We start from the raw sequence: 16,936 nt of genomic DNA, 5'->3' as shown, positions 1-16,936 counted from the left end.
ATGACGACTGGACCCGCGGCGCAGGCCGCACAAAGGAGACAGGACAGATAGTATTCACGGCGGATGCCGGCAGGACTACAGCTTTGGAACTCGCCGTCTTGTCACAAACTTGCCGCCACCTTTTCAGACCGCCGGTCAGGGCGGATGCGGAAGAAACTACATCTCCGGGCGTGGGGTTCGACTCCCCATCCGTCATCACCTTCGTGGATTGGCGGGCTCCGATCAGGAGTGGCCCCGGCACTTCTGTTTCTTTCACTTTGCCGCCTTGACCGGCCCTTTTGACAAATACGGCAGCTTGACCGCAGCTGTGCTGCGGTTTCGGGGATGCCGGCAGGATTACAGGTAGACGCACCCGGCAAGGCCGGGAGGGGAGCGGTGAGCCGTCCCCGTGCCGGTTCAAACCCGGCCCGGAGCAATCCGGTGGCGGAAAGATCATCCTGCCAAACCTTGCCCCGCGACGCCTGGCGGATGCCAGCAGGACTACATTGGCCATTGCCGGTTCGAGCCCGGCCCGCACATTTGCGGAAAGGTCTTGCTATCCCGCTTGCCGCCGGGCCCATTGGAAAGAAGAGACGAAGATGACGATGGAAACGGAAACCGAAAAACTCACCAGCGACATGCTGGCGACCTGGGGACACCTGCCGGGCAAGGCCTTCGGCGCTGCCCTGCGTGATGGGCAGGACGCGCTGGATCGCGGCGAACCGCTCGAGGCTGTGCGTCAGATGCTGGAAGCCTACAAACCGGCGCCGACCCTGCCGCTGGCCGCCTCCGGTGAAAAGCCGTTCCACGTCAACCTGGATGCGGAAAGCGCGGACGAAAAGGCCAACCTGGACGCCGTCATGCACCACATGACAGAGCTGATGCGCACGCCGACCATCGAGGCCGGCGCCATCATGCCGGATGCCTGTCCGGCGGGACCGCTCGGGACGATCCCGGTCGGCGGTGTGGTCGCGGCCCGCAACGCGATCCATCCGGGCATGCACAGCGCCGACATCTGCTGTTCGGTGATGATGACCGAGTTTCAGGACGCCGACCCGAAGGCGGTTCTGGACGCGGCCCAGTCCGTGACCCATTTTGGTGCCGGCGGCCGGCCGAACGGCAAGCGGTTCACCATGTCGACGAGCCTGTTCGACAAGTTCCGGGAGAACCGGTTCCTGAGCAACCCGAAGATCCTGCGCATGGCGCAGGAGCATCTGGGCACGCAGGGGGACGGCAACCACTTCCTGTTTGTCGGCGTGTCGCGCAAGACCGGCAGGACCGCGATGGTCACCCATCACGGGTCTCGCGGGCCGGGTGCGGGGCTTTACAAGATCGGCATCAATGTCGCGGACAAGTTCCGCCGCAAGCTGTCGCCGAAAACGCTGAAGCAGAATGGCTGGATCCCGGCCGACAGCGAGGAGGGTATCGCCTATTGGGAGGCCCTGCAGCTGATCCGCAAATGGACCAAGGCCAACCACAACGCCATTCACCAGGCAACGGTGGAGGCGAGTGGCGCAGCGGCCGGGAACCGGTTCTGGAACGAGCACAATTTCGTCTTCGAACGGGACGGGCTCTTCTATCACGGCAAGGGGGCGACCCCGGCCTGGGACGGATATGCGGCAGATGCCACGGGGCTGACGCTGATCCCGCTCAACATGGCCGAGCCGGTGCTTGTGGTGCGCGGCAAGGATGCCGGCCACGCGCTCGGGTTCTCGCCGCACGGGGCGGGGCGCAACTATTCGCGCTCCGAGCACAAGCGCCGCTCTTCGGCCAGGACGCCGGAAGAAATGCTGAAGGCGGAAACGGACGGTCTCGACATCCGTTTCTTCGAGGACGGCATCGACATCTCCGAACTGCCGTCCAGCTACAAGAAGGCGGACGCGGTGGTGGCCCAGATCGAAAAATACGGCCTCGCCGACATCGAGGACTACATCGATCCCTATGGCTGCATCATGGCCGGCGACATGGAGCCGTTCTGGAAGAAAAGAAAGGACGCAAGGCGGTAAGCCGCCTTGCGTCGAGGAAAAAGCCCGGGACGGATGCCGGCAGAACTGCAAGTCCGCAGGTTCGGCGCCTGCCGCTGTGTCCCACCACGCAGCGCAGCCGAGCGGTTTAGCAAGTTCTGTCTTCCCTTGCCGTCCCGGCAGCAACAAACGACACCAGGTCAGCTGGTTCCCGGCAGGGCAATACGGCGGAGCAACGTGCCGGGCTCGGAGTTTCCGAGGACAAGATGAAAAAGATCAGAAGACTGTCGCGGGAACAGGCCTTGCGGACACTCGCGGAATTTCACCAGAGCTGTGGTCGTTTGAAGGTCGACGCTCTGGTTCAGGACGGATTTGAAGGCGCGACGGAGGCCGAGATCCTGCTCGATTGGATTCGGAGCCAATATGGTGCCAGCCCCAATCCGTTTCTCGGCGAACTGGTCGAATTTGCGACTGGTGACCAGGTTGACGTTCACGGTCTGCCGGACAATCTGGGCACTTGCCCGTGCTGTGGTTTCAAGACCCTGACAGAAGCGCGGGGAGACTACGAAGTCTGCCGGTTGTGCAACTGGGAAGACACTGGATCGGACCATCCCGGAGGCTGCCAGTCTCCCAACAAGGGCTCGATGTACGAATATCGGCACCTGCTGTCGCAACGCGGCAAGTCCGGCGGTTTTCATCGCTGGCAATGCGGGCCCCGGGTGGCTGCCAAGGACCTGAAGTTCCTGCCCGCTAACGACGAGCTGCGGGTGAGCGAGGGTGCCGACCACTTGATGCAATGGGCCTCGGCGCGTGCGACCGCATATCTGACCGAAACGCTGCAATTGCCGGCGCGCGGTGATGAGCAGGACTGGGAAATCGAGTTGGCAGATGAAGCCCGGCTCGAGGAGTTCATCTCGTTGTTTCCGGACCTCGCCTCTGACGATGAATACGCCTACGCGATGGTCGCGCTGATCATTGCAAGTTTCGATGACCGACTGGGACAGCGTCTTTATCCGTTTGGCGGCGAGTATATCGATCAAATGCGTGAGGCCGATTTCGACGTGTCACGGATGTACACACAGGACGAAAGACGGCTCTGGCTGGAAATCTCCAGAATTCTGAACTCGAGAGTGTGTCTGTTCGACTGGCTTATTCGCTACTGGAGCTCGGCAGACGAGCCTGAAAGCGCGTTTGCCTGCACGTTGTTCTTTCGGACCGAATTTCGAACGTTCTCCCGTTGATGGTTCTTCTATCCGGAGGTGAGCGGGGTATGAACATGCTGAAATTCGGAAATGAAACGGACTGGGTGTCTCTCACTGTCGTCGACTACCAGTTCGGTGCTGCGGAGGACGCCTTTGACCGGAACTGGTTATTGCTCGAGGCAACGCGTTCGGTCGATGGCAACACCAGGGTTTTGCGTGACCTGGCGCTGCTGACATGGGAGCTGCGGGACATGAAGCGTTTCTTTCAAGTGCCGGAGACACGCACGCGTCTGGAATTCCTGGAGCCCTGCGTTGCCTTTTCCCGCCAGGGTGAAACAGTGCTGCTCCACCTTGATTCCGGTTTGAGTTTTGACAAGGACGGCAACGCCATGTCTTTCGAGACCCGTATGGATCGGACTTGGGGCGAGCGGACGCTTTGCGCAATTGAAGATCTCTGCCGGAGGTTTCCTGATAGATGAACCGTATTTCCTGGTTAGGAAGGCATGTGCTAGGCGGCAGAGTTGGCCAAAAAATCCGATAAAAAACAGAAGGCACTCTGGTTCCACAACGCCGGAGATGTTCCGGTTGCACCTGCCGGCTTCGAGTTTGTTTCCGCATCGGTATCGACCGGCGGCGAAGGGCTGTTCCTGTTCATAGAAGCTCCCTTCGGCGATGAGGCGCGCGGCACATTCACGCGATATGGCGCTCAATTCCCCGAACCAAGGCTGTCGGAAGAAAAAATCTATCGCCTCGTCGTCGTCGATGGGTGGGAAACGTCCTATGAAATCGAGTTTCCGCCGCTCGATCTGGCTCACCCTCTGGTGGACCTGTTTGCCGATGGCCGAGTGCTGATTGCCGGTTCACGTGCGGCCTGGCACGGGCCGGGCAAATTTGATCTGAACGGTGCGATCTTTGATCCGCTGACGGGAAACCTGGACAGGTTTCTGCTCGGAGATGGGATCGAATCGCTGGGCATCGACGGCGATAACCGGATCTGGGTGTCCTATTTCGATGAGGGTGTTTGCGGAAATCTCGGTTGGAACGGGCCAGGTCCTTGGGGGCTTAGCTCTGGCGGACTGGTCTGCTTCGATGTGCAAGGCGAGGTTCTGTTTCAATTCAACACGAAGAGCCGCGAAACATACATTCTCGATTGCTATGCGCTCAATGTTTCGCAACGAGAGGTCTGGGCTTACTACAGCGATGATTTTGACATCTGCCGGGTTGATGGCTTGTTTTCGCCGAAGGTCCTGAAGCTTCAAGACATTGAAGGATCCAGTGTGCTGGCCGTGGCCGACGCGGGGCTCGTCCTGGGGAGGCAGTATCATGAACCACCGGACATGTTTCATCTGGTCCGGCGCGATGGCGACTGGCTGGAGCCGATGGGCCAGGTTCGCGGGCGTCTGCCGGAAGGAACACTCTGCAACGTGAGCAAGCTTTTCGGACGCGGTCGGCATCTTCATGTCATCAACGGACATGGCTGGTTCCGCGCTGATATTTCGGAGTTGTTTTGCGGCTGAAAAGACCGGGGAGCCTGGTTGCTTGCGGGCAAACTTCATTCTCTGGAAAACGCTTCTCCGCAATTGCCTCTGCCGGCTTGCCATGATCGGATGGCGCCGTTGTCACCTGTAGTCGAGCCCGCAATGGAAAGCCTGCCCGTCCGTCTTTATGCCGCTTTTGCCGCCGATGAAACCGGCGGCAACATGGGAGCGGTCGTCTTTGAGGACATGCCGCTCTGGCCGGCGGCACGCCAGCGCATTGCGGCGGATCTTTGCGCGCCGACGACAGGCTTTGTCAGGGAGCTTTCCGACGGGCGCTATGAAACACGGTTCCATTCCACGCGCTCTGAAATGGATATGTGCGGCCATGTCACCCTGGCGGTCTTTGCTGCCCTGAAAGAAGACGGCCGGATCGGCCCGGGCAGTTATGTCCAGCAAACTGCTGCCGGTGAGATTGGCGTTGAAGTGACGTCGGATGGCGCCGTGACCCTGCACCAGCCGTTGCCCTCCTTCGACCGGAACGAGGTAATGCGCGAGGAGATTGCCCCGCTGCTCGGGCTGGAGCAGGACCTCGTTTGGCGCGTCACCGCGTCATCGACAGCCCTGCGTCACGTCTTTGTCCAGCTGGCCGATCTGGAGACATTGGCGTCGATCCGGCCCGATGACGCCGCCTTGCGCGCTTTTTGCCGCGACCGGTCGATCGATACGATCGGTGTCTGGTGCCGACAGGCCTCCGGGCTTGGCAAGGCCAAGGTGCGCCTGCGCGATCTCTGCCACGGTGTCGGCGATCCGGAAGAGGCGGCAAGCGGCACCACCAACGGGGCGCTTGCCTGCGACATGTTCCGGTCCGAGAACCTGTTGCCGGGCGCCGGTGGAACAGCGGTCCTGGTGGCGGAGCAGGGCTTTGAAATGGGGCGGCCAAGCATCGTGCGCACGGTGCTGGGGACTTCCGGCAAGGACATCACCAGCGTTTCGGTGGGTGGCTATGCGGCGCTCCGGTTGAGAGGAGAGTTTTCTATTTAGCTGACTAAACTTCCAAATTCCACCAATTGAGCGGTGTAACGCCGTCATCGGGATCGTAAACGTTCCCGTATTACCACTCGGCATTTCCCAGGCCTGTGACGATCTGTTCCAGAACGGCTTCGATTTCCTGGAACCCGCGCGCGTACGGCAGGGAGAGAACCACTTGTTTGTCGGTTATTGCGTCGATGGTTCCCATAAGCACAGTCTCGACATGAATGGAAAGTGCCTCTCTGTCTGACACGGGAGACTCGAGATAGATCTGCACGGCGATCAAACCGGACCGTGACACAATTTCAAAGGAGCGCGAGGGCAGATGGGTCTTGATGACGTCGCCTTTCGCAATTCCCAGCACCAGTCCGGGAGAGTGCTCGAGACGGTAAGTGTCCTTTGCGAGTTCCTTCACGCGGAGCCGCTCGTAAACGGGATTCCCGGAAGACGCAGTGTCGGCAAATATGTCGATTGTCGTCAGCGCGCCAGTATCTTACATCGACGTGTTCCACCCACCTTCAGATTCAATTGGCCTTGTCTGTCAAACGCGCTCGGCGTCCGCAAGCCCGCAATTTGTTTGCCATTGTCTCAAATCCGCTGAAACCGCGCCGGTCCATCTTCCCCAAAAACTTCGATCTCAAGGCTTCGCACCTGGCCGTTGTCCATCTCCAGGAACGTTAGCGCGGAGCGGGATCCGATGGGGGCGTTTTCGGTGACGAAGTCGAACACCATCACCGGGCCATCCCAGGGTTTGAGCGCATAGAGTTGCGGCTCGGGACCGGCCGACAGGACAAGACCGTCACCGACGGCATACACTTCCACCGTTCCGAAATAGGGATGGGCGTATAGGCCGGCGACAGCCGGTGCCTCAGGGGGCGGAGCCGCCGCGGCCGGAGGTTCCAGGCCGGCGGTTCGGCCGCGCGGTGTGAAAAAGGCCTCGAAACGCTGCGCATACCCGGAATACCAGTCGCGGGTCTCGCGGCCGAACTGGACAAGGTCGGTGAAAGCGGCGGCGATCGATTCCGCAGCGCCGACCGGAGCGGCGTTGGTCAGGACGAGAATGCCGAGATCGAGCGAGGGGATCATCGAGAAGCAGGTACCCGTTCCCATCAAGAAAGCGCCGGAATGGCTCAGCTTGATCCGTCCCGAGGGTTCCACGCTGACATTGAAGCCGAAGCCGTAGAACCCGGCTCTTGCATCGGGCGCATGTGGCTGGCCGGAAAAGCTCTGAGGGCTGAGTGCCGGCAGCAGAGCCTCTGGCGCAATGATCTGGTTGCCGCCATGACGGCCGTTTGCGAGCACCATCTTGAGCCAGGCTGCAAGATCATTGGCAGTTGAGCTGACACCGCCTGCGGGCGATTGCGCATCCGGATCGCGCTGGAACAACGGTGCGAACGCGTCGCCATCACGTGCGTGCGGGACGGCCCGGTTGTCTGCAGTCATGAAATCCGCGAAACGCGAACTCGTTCGGGTCATGCCAAGGGGCTGGTAGAGCGCGCCTTCGGAGAGGCTGGCCCAGTGGGTGCCGGAGGCTTGCGCGACCGCCTCAGCGGCGGCTGTCAGGCCAAAATTGGTGTAGGCGTAGGAGGTGCGAAACGCTTCGAGTGGCAAGAGGTGCAGCCGTTCCAGGATGGTTCGGCGGCCAAAGCCGAGATCCTCCAAGTCGTCGCCCGCGTGATCGGGCAGACCGGACCGGTGGCTGTAGAGATCGCCGATCGTGAGCTTCTCGGAACGGGCGGGATCGGACAGCGTGAACCAGGGCAGGAGATCGCGCATGCGGCTCGACCAGGAGACCACCCCCTCGCTCACCTGCCGCGCGACCACCGTTGCGCCGACCGGCTTCGACAGCGAGGCGAGCTGGAAGACCGTGTCTGCGGTGATCGGGTCCTTCTGGTCGATACGCCTGACCCCGTAGCCTTCTGCGAAGACGGTTTCCTCCTTATGGACCACGGCAATGGCAAGGCCGGGAATGCCGCTGCGCGCCATGATGTCCGCGACAATCCGCGGAAGTTCGGCGACAGCGGCATCGATCTGTCCGGGCGGCACGTCGACGCCCGGCGTTTGGGGAGGCGAGAGACTTTGTGCCAGGGCGCTGAACGGCAGCAGGGCCAGGGACGCGGCGGAAGACCTCAATAAGAGGCGGCGGGAGATTTCGGTCCGGGACATGTCTCGCTCCAGTAGGGTCACGCATCCCAGACTAGCAGTCCCGTTGCAGGTGGACAGGCCAGGAAACTGACAGGGTAAACAGGCACAAGCCATACCCTCGTTCCGGTCATGAAGACCTATCAGGTGGGCGGCAAACGCGGTGCGCCGAGCAAAGAAAACCCGCCTGCCGGGCTGGCAGACGGGTTTGTCTCGATCAGGCCATGGCCGCTCAGGTGTTCGGGTGTGATCCGTCTCCGTTGCGCCGGCCCTTTGTGTCCGGGTGCAGGGTCTTGCCGAGGATGTGGCTGTCCTTGCCGATGACATGCTGGCTGGAACCGACGATCAGCGGGTCGGGCTCACCGACAATGCGCCGATCCTTGTCCGGATAGGGCAGGGCGTTCAGGAAATGCTCCATGCAGTTCAGGCGGGCGCGTTTCTTGTCGTCCGACTTGACGATGGTCCAGGGGGCATCCGCGGTGTCGGTGTAGAAGAACATGGCTTCCTTGGCTTCGGTATAATCGTCCCACTTGTCGAGGGAGGCCATGTCGATCGGTGACAGTTTCCACTGCTTGAGCGGATCGGTCTTGCGCTGGTTGAATCGGCGGCGCTGTTCCGACTGGGTCACGGAGAACCAGTATTTGAAAAGCAGGATGCCGTCGCGGGTCAGCATGCGCTCGATCTCGGGCGCCTGGCGCATGAATTCCAGATATTGCGACGGAGAGCAGAAGCCCATCACCCGTTCAACGCCCGCGCGGTTGTACCAGGACCGGTCGAAGAGGATCATCTGGCCGGCGGTCGGAAGATGTTCGATGTAGCGCTGGAAATACCACTGGCTCATCTCGCTTTCCGACGGTTTCTGCAGGGCAACCACGCTGGCACCGCGCGGGTTCAGATGTTCCATGAAGCGCTTGATCGTGCCGCCCTTGCCGGCAGCATCACGGCCCTCAAACAGAAGGACCACGCGCTTGCCTGTTTCCTGGATCCACTTCTGGGCTTTCAGGAGTTCCGCCTGCAGTTTCGCCTTGCGTTTTTCATAGGCCGCACGGCGCATCTTGGTGGCATAGGGATATTCACCGGTTTCAAAGACGTTCTGGATGGCCTCGGTGGAGTGGCGCATTTCCGCGAGCACATGGCGCAGTTCGGCACCCGTCGGGTGATGCTCTGCCGCCGCATCGGGCTTGGTGCCTGCCTCGTTCTCGATTGCCACAGGCGCTTTCTTCTGCCGTGTTGCCGCTTTGGGTTTTGTTGTCTTGGGAGCCGGCGCCTTGCCGTTTGCGGGTTTGCGTGCCGATGCGGTTGCCTGTGATGCCATAAAGAATGCCTCCTCGTCTGAATTACCCAAGGTAACAGATAATCGTTCCGAAAGCATTGATGCGCATCAACTTGCCATTTTGTCGCAGTTGACCAGGCTTGAATGGTAAATTTTCTACAAATTTACTTATGTACGTGTTTTTACTACTTTGGCTTGTTTGCGGTCGAAATCTAAGGAAGGCGAAGGAAGTGGCTTTTTCGAAATTCAAATAACGGCAGTCGTGGCTTCGGCGAGCCGGCACACACAGGGACGTATCCTGCGCTGAGGTTTCCTTAAGCGCGGTAACAACGTGTCGGCCCTGGATGCAGTTCCGACGGGATCAGTACTGGTCGCCGTGCACGGCCACTATGTCGAGCTCCGCGTCCGGTGCTGCGATTGTCCGGAAACCTTCCCGGACGCCTTCCTCGGTCAATTCCCGCTGCACGGCCATCAGCGTGTTTTCCGGATGCTCTTCGCACAGATCGGCCATGTAACGCAGTTCTTCTTCCGCGACGCCTCTTGCCGCGTCGACGGAGGGGGCGCCGTACATGTCGACAAAATGCTGCGCCAGCCGGTCGACCAGTTGCCCGAATTCCGCTTCCTCGATCGGGGTGACGGCAACAAAGGTTACCCGTCCGAAGGTTTCGAGGCCCAGCCAGCCGTTGGCAAAGGCCTGGCGGGCCTTGCCTTCCAGGTCGGCGTCCGACCAGTCGGAGAACTCAAAGCCACCGGACAGGCACCACTCGCCGGTGCGAGCAGGGGAAAAGAAGACATTGCGGTCGCTGTCATCCAGGTGAATGGCGCGGGCGAGTTTCATGGGGTCAAACCTCCAGCCGGGTGGATAGCGGGATCAGATTGGTGTCGTTGCCCTGGCGAAGCAGCAGGCCAAAGGTCTCGTCGACACCCACAAAGGTTCCCGCCTGTCCGTCAATCTCGACGGGCTCGCCGATATTCGGCACAAGCGCACGCCAGTCGTCATGAACGGGACGGGGGCCGTCTTCCAGCCAGCGGTTGATCCAGTAAAGGCTGTGGCGGACCCAGGCTTCCAGAAGCGCTTCGGCCGTGACATCCGCGCAGCCTTCTTCTGAAAGATATGTGTGCGTCGGGTCGCTGCCGGGGTTGTCCTCCGGACTTGTCATGTCGAGTTCAAGGCCGATGACGAGCCAGTCGGGCTCGGCATCCGGCAGGACGGATGACGCCTTGGCGCGCAGCCGTCCGCAGGTGGCGCCGTTGACCCTGACCCGGCCATCCCATTCAAGATGCACGGCGACTTCCGGCGGTGCAAGGGCGCCGAGGGCAGCCTGCAGTCCGAGACCGCAGACGGGCAGGGCGGTCATCGCCCGTTCGAGGGGCTGTTCCGGTGCAAAGATCAGACTGGCCCGCAGCTGCGATCCGTGAAGGTTATAGACCACCGTGCCCGCATCGGTGCCGGCAATGGCAAGCGCAATGGCCCTGTCGAACGGATCGGCCCGGCCAGTGAGCGGTTCGCCCTGAAACAGCGGCGGGAACTGCGGTTCGCTCATGCATGCCCCTCCTCGACAAGCGTTTTGGCCAGCTGGCGGAAGACGCCGGCTTCCGGCGCGTCGGGCGTCTTGATCGCAATGGGCACACCGCCGTCGCCGGCCATCCTGATATTCAGATGCAGCGGCACTTCGGCCAGCAGCGGAACGCCGAGCTTTTCCGCTTCCGCGGCGACGCCGCCATGACCGAAAACGTGTTCCTCGTGACCGCAATTGGAGCATATATGGGTCGACATGTTCTCGATCATGCCGATGATCGGCACCTGCATTTCGGTGAACATGTTGATGCCCTTGCGGGCGTCGAGCAGGGCAACGTCCTGCGGTGTCGACACGATGACGGCGCCGTCGACGATGAACTTCTGGCAAAGCGTCATCTGAACGTCACCGGTACCAGGCGGCAGGTCAACGATCAGCACATCCAGCTTGCCCCATTGGACCTGGGCCATCATCTGCTGCAGCGCGCCCATCAGCATGGGGCCGCGCCAGACCACGGCTTCGTCTTCCCTGGTCATCAGTCCGATGGAGATAACGGTGACACCGTGATTGCGAAGCGGCAGGATCATCTGGCCGTCGGGGGACGTCGGCCGACCGGAAACCCCGAGCATCTTCGGTTGCGAGGGCCCATAGACATCGGCATCGAGCAGGCCGACCTTGCGACCTGCGGCGGCAAGAGCGCACGCCAGGTTTGCCGCGACGGTCGACTTGCCGACGCCACCCTTGCCGGACGCAACTGCAATCACCCGGTCGATGCCGGGAACTTTCTGAGGTCCGGAGGTGCCGGGCGGCGCCGGGCGCTGTTTGATCGGCTGTGGTTCGGAGGGTTGTTTCGGAGCGGGCGCCTGGTCTGCATGGGCGGTCAGGGCAATCTGCACGCTGTCACAGCCGTCCAAGTTGCCCAGCTTTTTCTCCGCTTCGGCGGCCAGGGCCTCCATCTCGGCAACACGGCTGCCGTCGATCTCCATGACAAACCGGACTTCGCTGTCCGAAACGCGCAGCGCGCGCATCATGCCGGAGGCAACGATGTTCTCGCCCGTTGCCGGGTCGCTGACGGTTTTCAGGACGTCAAGAACGCTTTCGCGGCTTAGCGGCACTGTCGTCCTACCCCTCGATTTCGCCGGTGACGACATGTTCCATGCCGAGTTCCTCGATCGTGACGACCGCCTTGACCTTGAAGGTCTTGCCGTCCGCATTGTCTGCTTCGCGGACCGCTTTTTCGATCGCCTGCTGCGAGGTGACGCCCACCTGTTTCAGGAACTTGCGCATGGACATGTTGAAATCGTCGCTCATCTTATCCTCCCGTTGCAATTGTCAATGCATTGACGGCCTGGCGTTTCCGCTCCTACCCTAACGTCATCGACCGGCAACGTGAGGGAGGAGCGCGTGGGCTGTCGTCTTGTCTTCTTGTGGCTGTTGAGCCTGATGCTTTGCAGCGTAGTGCCCGGGACGGGCGCGGCACAATCCAAAAGCTTCCGGCTGAGTGCGCCGGAAGACCTGGTGAACAGCGGGTTTCTCAAACACCTGCTGCCGCGTTTTTCCCTGAAAACGCAGATCCGGATCGAACTTGTGGACGAGGGCGCGCCGGCGGAAGCCGCATTGTCGGCGAGCGGTGCGGGCCAGCCCGTGTTCGAGGGACTAGACCGGATGTGGTCCCTGGCGGTTCTTGACGCGGAAAATGTCCATCTCGCGCGCTTTACGGACTGGCTTGCCAGTGATGTCGGCCAGAAAACCATCGGGTCCTTCCAGCCGGAGGGCAAACCCCTGTTCGTTGCCGCACTCGGCCAGCAGGCGGCAGTCGAGGCGGTGGTCTTGCCGGGAAACGCGCAGGAGGGGGAGAAGCTGTCCGTATTGCATTGCGGGCGTTGCCACATGGTCAACGAAGCCACGCGCATGTCGACGATCGGCTCGTCGCCCTCCTTTGCCGTGATGCGGTCCTTCTCGGACTGGCAGGCGCGGTTCGAGGCGTTTTTTGTGCTCAAGCCCCATCCGGCCTTCACCATCATTGACGGCGTCACGCCGCCCTTCGACATCAGCCGGCCGTCTCCGATCGCACCGGTGGAGATGACCCTGGAGGACCTTGAAGCCATTCTGGCATTCGTCTCCCAGATCCCTCCGGCGGATCTGGGCGCGCCGATCCAGTACCAGTGAGTGCCTGCTACATCCGTCAATGATCGCGCCGCTTGCTGATATAGTCATCGGTGGTGCGCACGCGCGGCCGCTCGCCCATGGCGAATGGATTGTTCTCCGAGTGGTAGACCGAATTGACCCGGCAGTCGTCGCACATCTGGATCAGCCGGGCGGCCTTGTTGTCCTGGAACATGGAGTGATTGCCGGCGAGTTTTTCTGTCATGCGTTCGACCATCGAGCGCACGCCGAACGGCTTGCCGCATTCAACGCAGTGGAACGGTTCTTCTTCCTTGAGCACGCGCGGACGGAGCGCCTCGTCGGCAAGATTGAGGCGCGGATCGAGGCTCAGAGCGCTTTCGGGGCAAATGTTGGTGCAGATGCCGCATTGCAGACAGGCATCTTCCTGGAAACGCAGTTGCGGTTGATCCGGATTTTCCTTGAGCGCTCCGGATGGGCACAGGGAAACACAGGACAGGCAAAGTGTGCAGGCGTCCTGGTCGAGTGTGACAGAACCATAAGGGGCACCGGTGGGCAGGGGCAGAACGCTGCCTTCCGGATGGATCGCCTTTGCCGCAAGCCGTGTGATCTGGCGCCGCGTCCCGAGCGGCAGGATCGGTTGCTCGGTCAGCGCCGAGGCAGGTTCAAGGTAAAGGGCCGCTTCCAGCTGATCCGGATCGGTCGGCTCGATCACGGAAATGCGGTTCTGGCCGGCAAGCGTGTTGCCAAGCTCGACCTGGAAGGGAATGCCGTCGGTTTCCGTCGTCGGAGAGGCAAGCAGCGTGACTGAGCTGAAACCGGATGCCAGGGCGCCCAGGGCTTCGGCATGGCCGAACCCGGCAAGCCCGGGCATTTCCATCGGAATGACATCGGCCGGCAGGCCCTTGCCATAGCGGGCGCTCAGGCGGATCAGGTCGGCTCCATGGCCACTGTCATGAACCAGAAGACGCGGGGCCGTGTCGCTCAGTTTGCGCCAGCTGGAGGCAAGTGTCTTCAGGCGCTGAAAAGTGTGGGCGACAGGTGGCGCATCATAGGAAATCGCGCCGGAGGGGCAGGCCGCGGAACAGCTGCCGCAACCGGCACAGATAATGGCGTCAACGGCAACGTGATCCCCGGCCGGTGTGATCGCGCCGGTCGGGCACAGATCAAGGCAACGGCTGCAACCGGTTTTCTGCGCGCGGGAGTGGGCGCAGAGCGTTTCATCGAGACGAATGTGGATCGGTTTTTCGAAAGTGCCGATCAGTTGGGAGGCTTCCAGAACGGCGCGCCGGAAGGCATCTGCGCTGCCCGGGTCGGCGCGCAAATAACCTTCGCGCTTCTCGGCGGCCGGGAAGAGTGGCTGGGTGCGGCGGAGATCAATAACAATATCGCATTCAGTCCGGCCGCCGTTTTTGGGCTCTGTCCAGGCGGGGGCGCCGCGGCCCCCCGGAATGCGCTCCTGCAGGGCATCGAAGGTGAGTTTGAACTGACCCAGGGCACCCGTTGCCGATTTCAGGCGGCCGCGCACGATGTCGAAGCGTCTGTCGTCACTCACAGGAAGTTCGGCTTCTGGGGCGAGCAGCACGGTCACGCTGAGCGTGTTGCAGAGGTCCGCTGCTGCGGCAAGAGCAGGCTCGGTATCTCCCAGGATCAGACAGGTGCCGGTGGACGAGATGTCCATGACCTTCTCGCCGGGATGCGGCAACAGGGCGTCGGCAATGAGTGCCGCCATCTTGGGCGTGACCGAACTCGCGTCTACGGTCCAGCCGGCCCGGTCGCGAATGTCGACAAAAACCGGATCAGCGACCTCCAACTCCGCCGCTAGGTCCTCAAAAGCCTGTCGCTCCTGCTGGCAGGCAATGACGACATTTCCTGCCCTGAGCGCGTCTTCGGCAAAACCCGCTTCCTTCCGGCAAAGTTCAGTATGCACTTTCGAGCAGGTCAAACCGCTCGCGTTTTCAATGGCTTCGGCATCGATCGCCTGAGACTTCAGGCAGTCACAAAGCAGCAGCTTTGTCTCCGTCATCTTGTGCGCGTCCTCTCCCCCGCTTGGATTGTCGATGCCCTTTTCAGCCGGGCGTTTCGACGAATCCCACTCACCATAACAAGGGCGCAGCTTCACCTGCGTCAAGTTCGACTTCTGCGGGGCTTGAAATTTGTCGGACATGCGACAGCATTAGCAGGATAAGAAACTAAGTCCGATTGCCGGATCTGGGAGGATGCTTGGCTGTGAATACGGAACGGACGCGGACCATGCCGCTTGGCGTCGTGGTCCGGCGCCTGCCCGGCGTGACCAAATGGCAGAAATTTTCGTGGCGCCCGGTCTCGGTCCTGCCAGGAGCGGGGCCGGCCGATTGGGCGGTGCTGCGCGAGGAAGGCGAGGCGGTTGAATATCATGCCGCAACGGTTCCGCTCGAACTGCACCGGGCGGATACCGAAGCCTATCTGACGGCACTCTCCGACAAGGTCCCGTCTGTCTATGTGGTGCTGCGCCCGGTTGAGGAAATCGAGGCCGAAGTGCCGCTGGAAGTCGCCCTTGTGACGGCTTCCGCCTATGAGGGGCAGGACTATGCCGATTCCAGCGAAGTCCAGGTTGAGAAGATCCCGATGCCTCCCGGCCTGATCGCCTGGATCCGGGATTTTGTCGAGACCCATCATGAAGAAGAGATCTTCATCAAGCGCAAGCGTGACAAGAAACGCATCGATCTTGTCGAGGATGGGATCGGCGATCCACGCATCAAGCAGTTGAGCGACGTTTACCGGTCTCCCGGACGAAAACCGAAGGACACGTTGCAGTGACGGGCGGCGACGACACACCTGGCGACTTCTGGTCCCGGCGCAAGGCAGCTGTCCGGGCAGCGGAGGAGGCCGAGCAGGCTGAAAGGGTGGCCGAAGCCGTTGCCGGGGAGCGGTCGAGGCTGGAAGAGATGCCGGATGAGGAGATCCTGGAAGAGCTTGGCCTTCCGGATCCCGACAGCCTGAACGAAAGCGATGACTTCAAGAGGTTTCTGGGCGCTGCTGTTCCGGAGCGTCTGCGCCGGCGCGCGCTCAGGCGGCTCTGGACCCTGAACCCGGTGCTGGCCAATCTTGATGGCCTTGTCGACTACGCGGAGGATTACACAGACGCGGCGACGGTGATCTCCGACATGCAGACCGTCTACCAGGTTGGCAAGGGCATGTTCGACAAGTTCGCAGAACTCACCGAAGCGGAGCCAGAAAGCGAGCCGGACGCCCCGCCGGAGGAAGACAGTGCCGCGGTGGCGTCCGACGCAGAAAGTGTGCAGCGCAAAGAAAATACTGCAACGCAAAACGATCTGGTTGAAAAAAGAAAAGCACTTTTTCAATTGACGCAAGGTGACGACCTCGTCCAATCTTCTGAAGAGGACGCGGTTACACTTGATTTGGAAGAATCTGCCCTAGATGAACAGGTAGATATCCCCCCGCCAAGAAAACGACGGCTTCGCTTCGACTATTCGTAATACTAAAGTCTATGTCGGGTCGAAATCGGTTTTACAACAACAGGGGTGGTACCCGTACCGCGCAGTGAGGGAGGAAGGCGGCGTATGTCCGCAGTGGTCAGGGAATTTGTGATTGACCCGGAAGATCAGGCCCGGGCAGACCTTTATGACTTTCTTGGAACTCTGTTGGCCGCACCCGCCGACGGGGTTCTGCTTGGTCAGATCGCAGCGCTCAAGGGCAGCGATACGCCGATCGGCCGATCGCTGGATGTGCTGGCCCGGATCGCGCCGGTGACCGCGCCGGAAACGGTGGAGCGGGAGTTCAATACGCTCTTCATCGGGCTCGGGCGTGGCGAACTTCTCCCCTATGCCAGTCACTATCTGACCGGTTTCCTCAATGAAAAACCGCTGGCCAACCTGCGTGCCGACATGATGTCGCGAGGGATCCAGCGCGCCGACGGTAAACACGAGCCGGAAGACAATATCGCATCGCTGATGGAAATGATGGCCGGCCTGATCACGGGCCGCTTCGGCTCCGTCACGCCGGTTGCCGGTCAGCGCGAATTCTTCAAGGCCCATATCGAGCCCTGGGCCGTTCACTTCTTCACCGATCTTGAGGCGACCAAGAGTTCCGTTTTTTACGGGGCGGTCGGCTCGTTGGGGCGGCAGTTCATGGAGGTCGAAGCCGAGGCTTTCGAAATGCTGCCCAACTAGAGCTTGCGTAGGCAATTTAGGCGGCTGGAGCCGCCGCAAGGAGAGGAGGATTGCTG

The 16,936-nt window shown here is 61.1% G+C and carries 17 protein-coding genes; 9 read left to right on the top strand and 8 right to left on the bottom strand.

Going from position 1 to position 16,936, the window contains the following annotated elements:
• Nucleotides 1-578 precede the first annotated feature (578 nt).
• The 5 genes from CHH27_RS14755 to CHH27_RS14735 all read left to right on the top strand — a co-directional run bounded on the left by CHH27_RS14755 (nt 579) and on the right by CHH27_RS14735 (nt 5,664).
• On the top strand, nt 579-1,985 hold the full coding sequence (locus CHH27_RS14755; protein ID WP_094072267.1) for an RtcB family protein: 1,407 nt from the start codon (nt 579-581) through the stop codon (nt 1,983-1,985).
• Nucleotides 1,986-2,209: 224 nt separating this feature from the next.
• Nucleotides 2,210-3,184, top strand: coding sequence for a CPCC family cysteine-rich protein (locus CHH27_RS14750; RefSeq protein WP_094072266.1), 975 nt, complete (start codon nt 2,210-2,212; stop codon nt 3,182-3,184).
• A gap of 29 nt (nt 3,185-3,213) precedes the next feature.
• Complete coding sequence (locus CHH27_RS14745) at nt 3,214-3,624, top strand: hypothetical protein (protein WP_094072265.1); 411 nt, start codon at nt 3,214-3,216, stop codon at nt 3,622-3,624.
• 42 nt (nt 3,625-3,666) lie between these two features.
• Nucleotides 3,667-4,662, top strand: a complete 996-nt coding sequence (locus CHH27_RS14740; protein ID WP_094072264.1) for a hypothetical protein — start codon at nt 3,667-3,669, stop codon at nt 4,660-4,662.
• Nucleotides 4,663-4,785: 123 nt separating this feature from the next.
• A complete protein-coding gene (locus tag CHH27_RS14735) occupies nt 4,786-5,664 on the top strand; it encodes a PhzF family phenazine biosynthesis protein (protein ID WP_157738939.1) in 879 nt (292 codons plus the stop codon).
• Nucleotides 5,665-5,734: 70 nt separating this feature from the next.
• Here CHH27_RS14735 and CHH27_RS14730 read toward each other — a convergent pair whose 3' ends face one another.
• The 7 genes from CHH27_RS14730 to CHH27_RS14700 form a co-directional block, all read right to left on the bottom strand.
• Nucleotides 5,735-6,067, bottom strand: coding sequence for a DUF4265 domain-containing protein (locus CHH27_RS14730; protein WP_157738938.1), 333 nt, complete (start codon nt 6,065-6,067; stop codon nt 5,735-5,737).
• Between the two features lie 173 nt (nt 6,068-6,240).
• Nucleotides 6,241-7,818 (bottom strand): serine hydrolase, encoded by a 1,578-nt coding sequence (locus tag CHH27_RS14725; protein ID WP_094072261.1) that lies wholly within the window; start codon nt 7,816-7,818, stop codon nt 6,241-6,243.
• Between the two features lie 208 nt (nt 7,819-8,026).
• On the bottom strand, nt 8,027-9,109 hold the full coding sequence (gene ppk2 / locus CHH27_RS14720) for a polyphosphate kinase 2 (RefSeq protein WP_208988232.1): 1,083 nt from the start codon (nt 9,107-9,109) through the stop codon (nt 8,027-8,029).
• Nucleotides 9,110-9,428: 319 nt separating this feature from the next.
• On the bottom strand, nt 9,429-9,905 hold the full coding sequence (locus CHH27_RS14715; protein ID WP_094072260.1) for a DUF6505 family protein: 477 nt from the start codon (nt 9,903-9,905) through the stop codon (nt 9,429-9,431).
• 4 nt (nt 9,906-9,909) lie between these two features.
• Nucleotides 9,910-10,611, bottom strand: a complete 702-nt coding sequence (locus CHH27_RS14710; protein WP_094072259.1) for a biotin/lipoate--protein ligase family protein — start codon at nt 10,609-10,611, stop codon at nt 9,910-9,912.
• A complete protein-coding gene (locus CHH27_RS14705; protein ID WP_198338222.1) occupies nt 10,608-11,699 on the bottom strand; it encodes an Mrp/NBP35 family ATP-binding protein in 1,092 nt (363 codons plus the stop codon). The genes CHH27_RS14710 and CHH27_RS14705 overlap by 4 nt, the downstream gene beginning before the upstream one ends.
• Nucleotides 11,700-11,706: 7 nt before the next feature.
• Nucleotides 11,707-11,895 carry a DUF6494 family protein gene (locus tag CHH27_RS14700; RefSeq protein ID WP_094072257.1) on the bottom strand — a complete coding sequence of 63 codons (189 nt, stop codon included), beginning with the start codon at nt 11,893-11,895 and terminating at the stop codon, nt 11,707-11,709.
• Between the two features lie 93 nt (nt 11,896-11,988).
• On the opposite strand from CHH27_RS14700, the gene CHH27_RS14695 reads away from it, so the two are divergent.
• A complete protein-coding gene (locus CHH27_RS14695; RefSeq protein WP_208988231.1) occupies nt 11,989-12,753 on the top strand; it encodes a hypothetical protein in 765 nt (254 codons plus the stop codon).
• A 16-nt stretch (nt 12,754-12,769) separates the two neighbouring features.
• On the opposite strand, the gene CHH27_RS14690 is transcribed toward CHH27_RS14695, so the two are convergent.
• Nucleotides 12,770-14,734 carry a 4Fe-4S binding protein gene (locus CHH27_RS14690; protein ID WP_094074763.1) on the bottom strand — a complete coding sequence of 655 codons (1,965 nt, stop codon included), beginning with the start codon at nt 14,732-14,734 and terminating at the stop codon, nt 12,770-12,772.
• A 203-nt stretch (nt 14,735-14,937) separates the two neighbouring features.
• Here CHH27_RS14690 and CHH27_RS14685 point away from each other — a divergent pair, with 203 nt between their 5' ends.
• The 3 genes from CHH27_RS14685 to CHH27_RS14675 all read left to right on the top strand — a co-directional run bounded on the left by CHH27_RS14685 (nt 14,938) and on the right by CHH27_RS14675 (nt 16,880).
• Nucleotides 14,938-15,507 (top strand): DUF3305 domain-containing protein, encoded by a 570-nt coding sequence (locus tag CHH27_RS14685; RefSeq protein ID WP_247646289.1) that lies wholly within the window; start codon nt 14,938-14,940, stop codon nt 15,505-15,507.
• A complete protein-coding gene (locus CHH27_RS14680; protein ID WP_094072255.1) occupies nt 15,504-16,187 on the top strand; it encodes a DUF3306 domain-containing protein in 684 nt (227 codons plus the stop codon). The genes CHH27_RS14685 and CHH27_RS14680 overlap by 4 nt, the downstream gene beginning before the upstream one ends.
• A gap of 84 nt (nt 16,188-16,271) precedes the next feature.
• Nucleotides 16,272-16,880, top strand: coding sequence for a molecular chaperone (locus CHH27_RS14675; RefSeq protein WP_094072254.1), 609 nt, complete (start codon nt 16,272-16,274; stop codon nt 16,878-16,880).
• Nucleotides 16,881-16,936: the final 56 nt, after the last annotated feature.

It is taken from the genome of Labrenzia sp. VG12, assembly GCF_002237595.1.
Taxonomy (GTDB): Bacteria; Pseudomonadota; Alphaproteobacteria; order Rhizobiales; family Stappiaceae; genus Roseibium.
The sequence above is the reverse complement of the archived record's forward strand: the minus strand, read 5'-3'. Positions and strand labels throughout refer to the sequence as shown.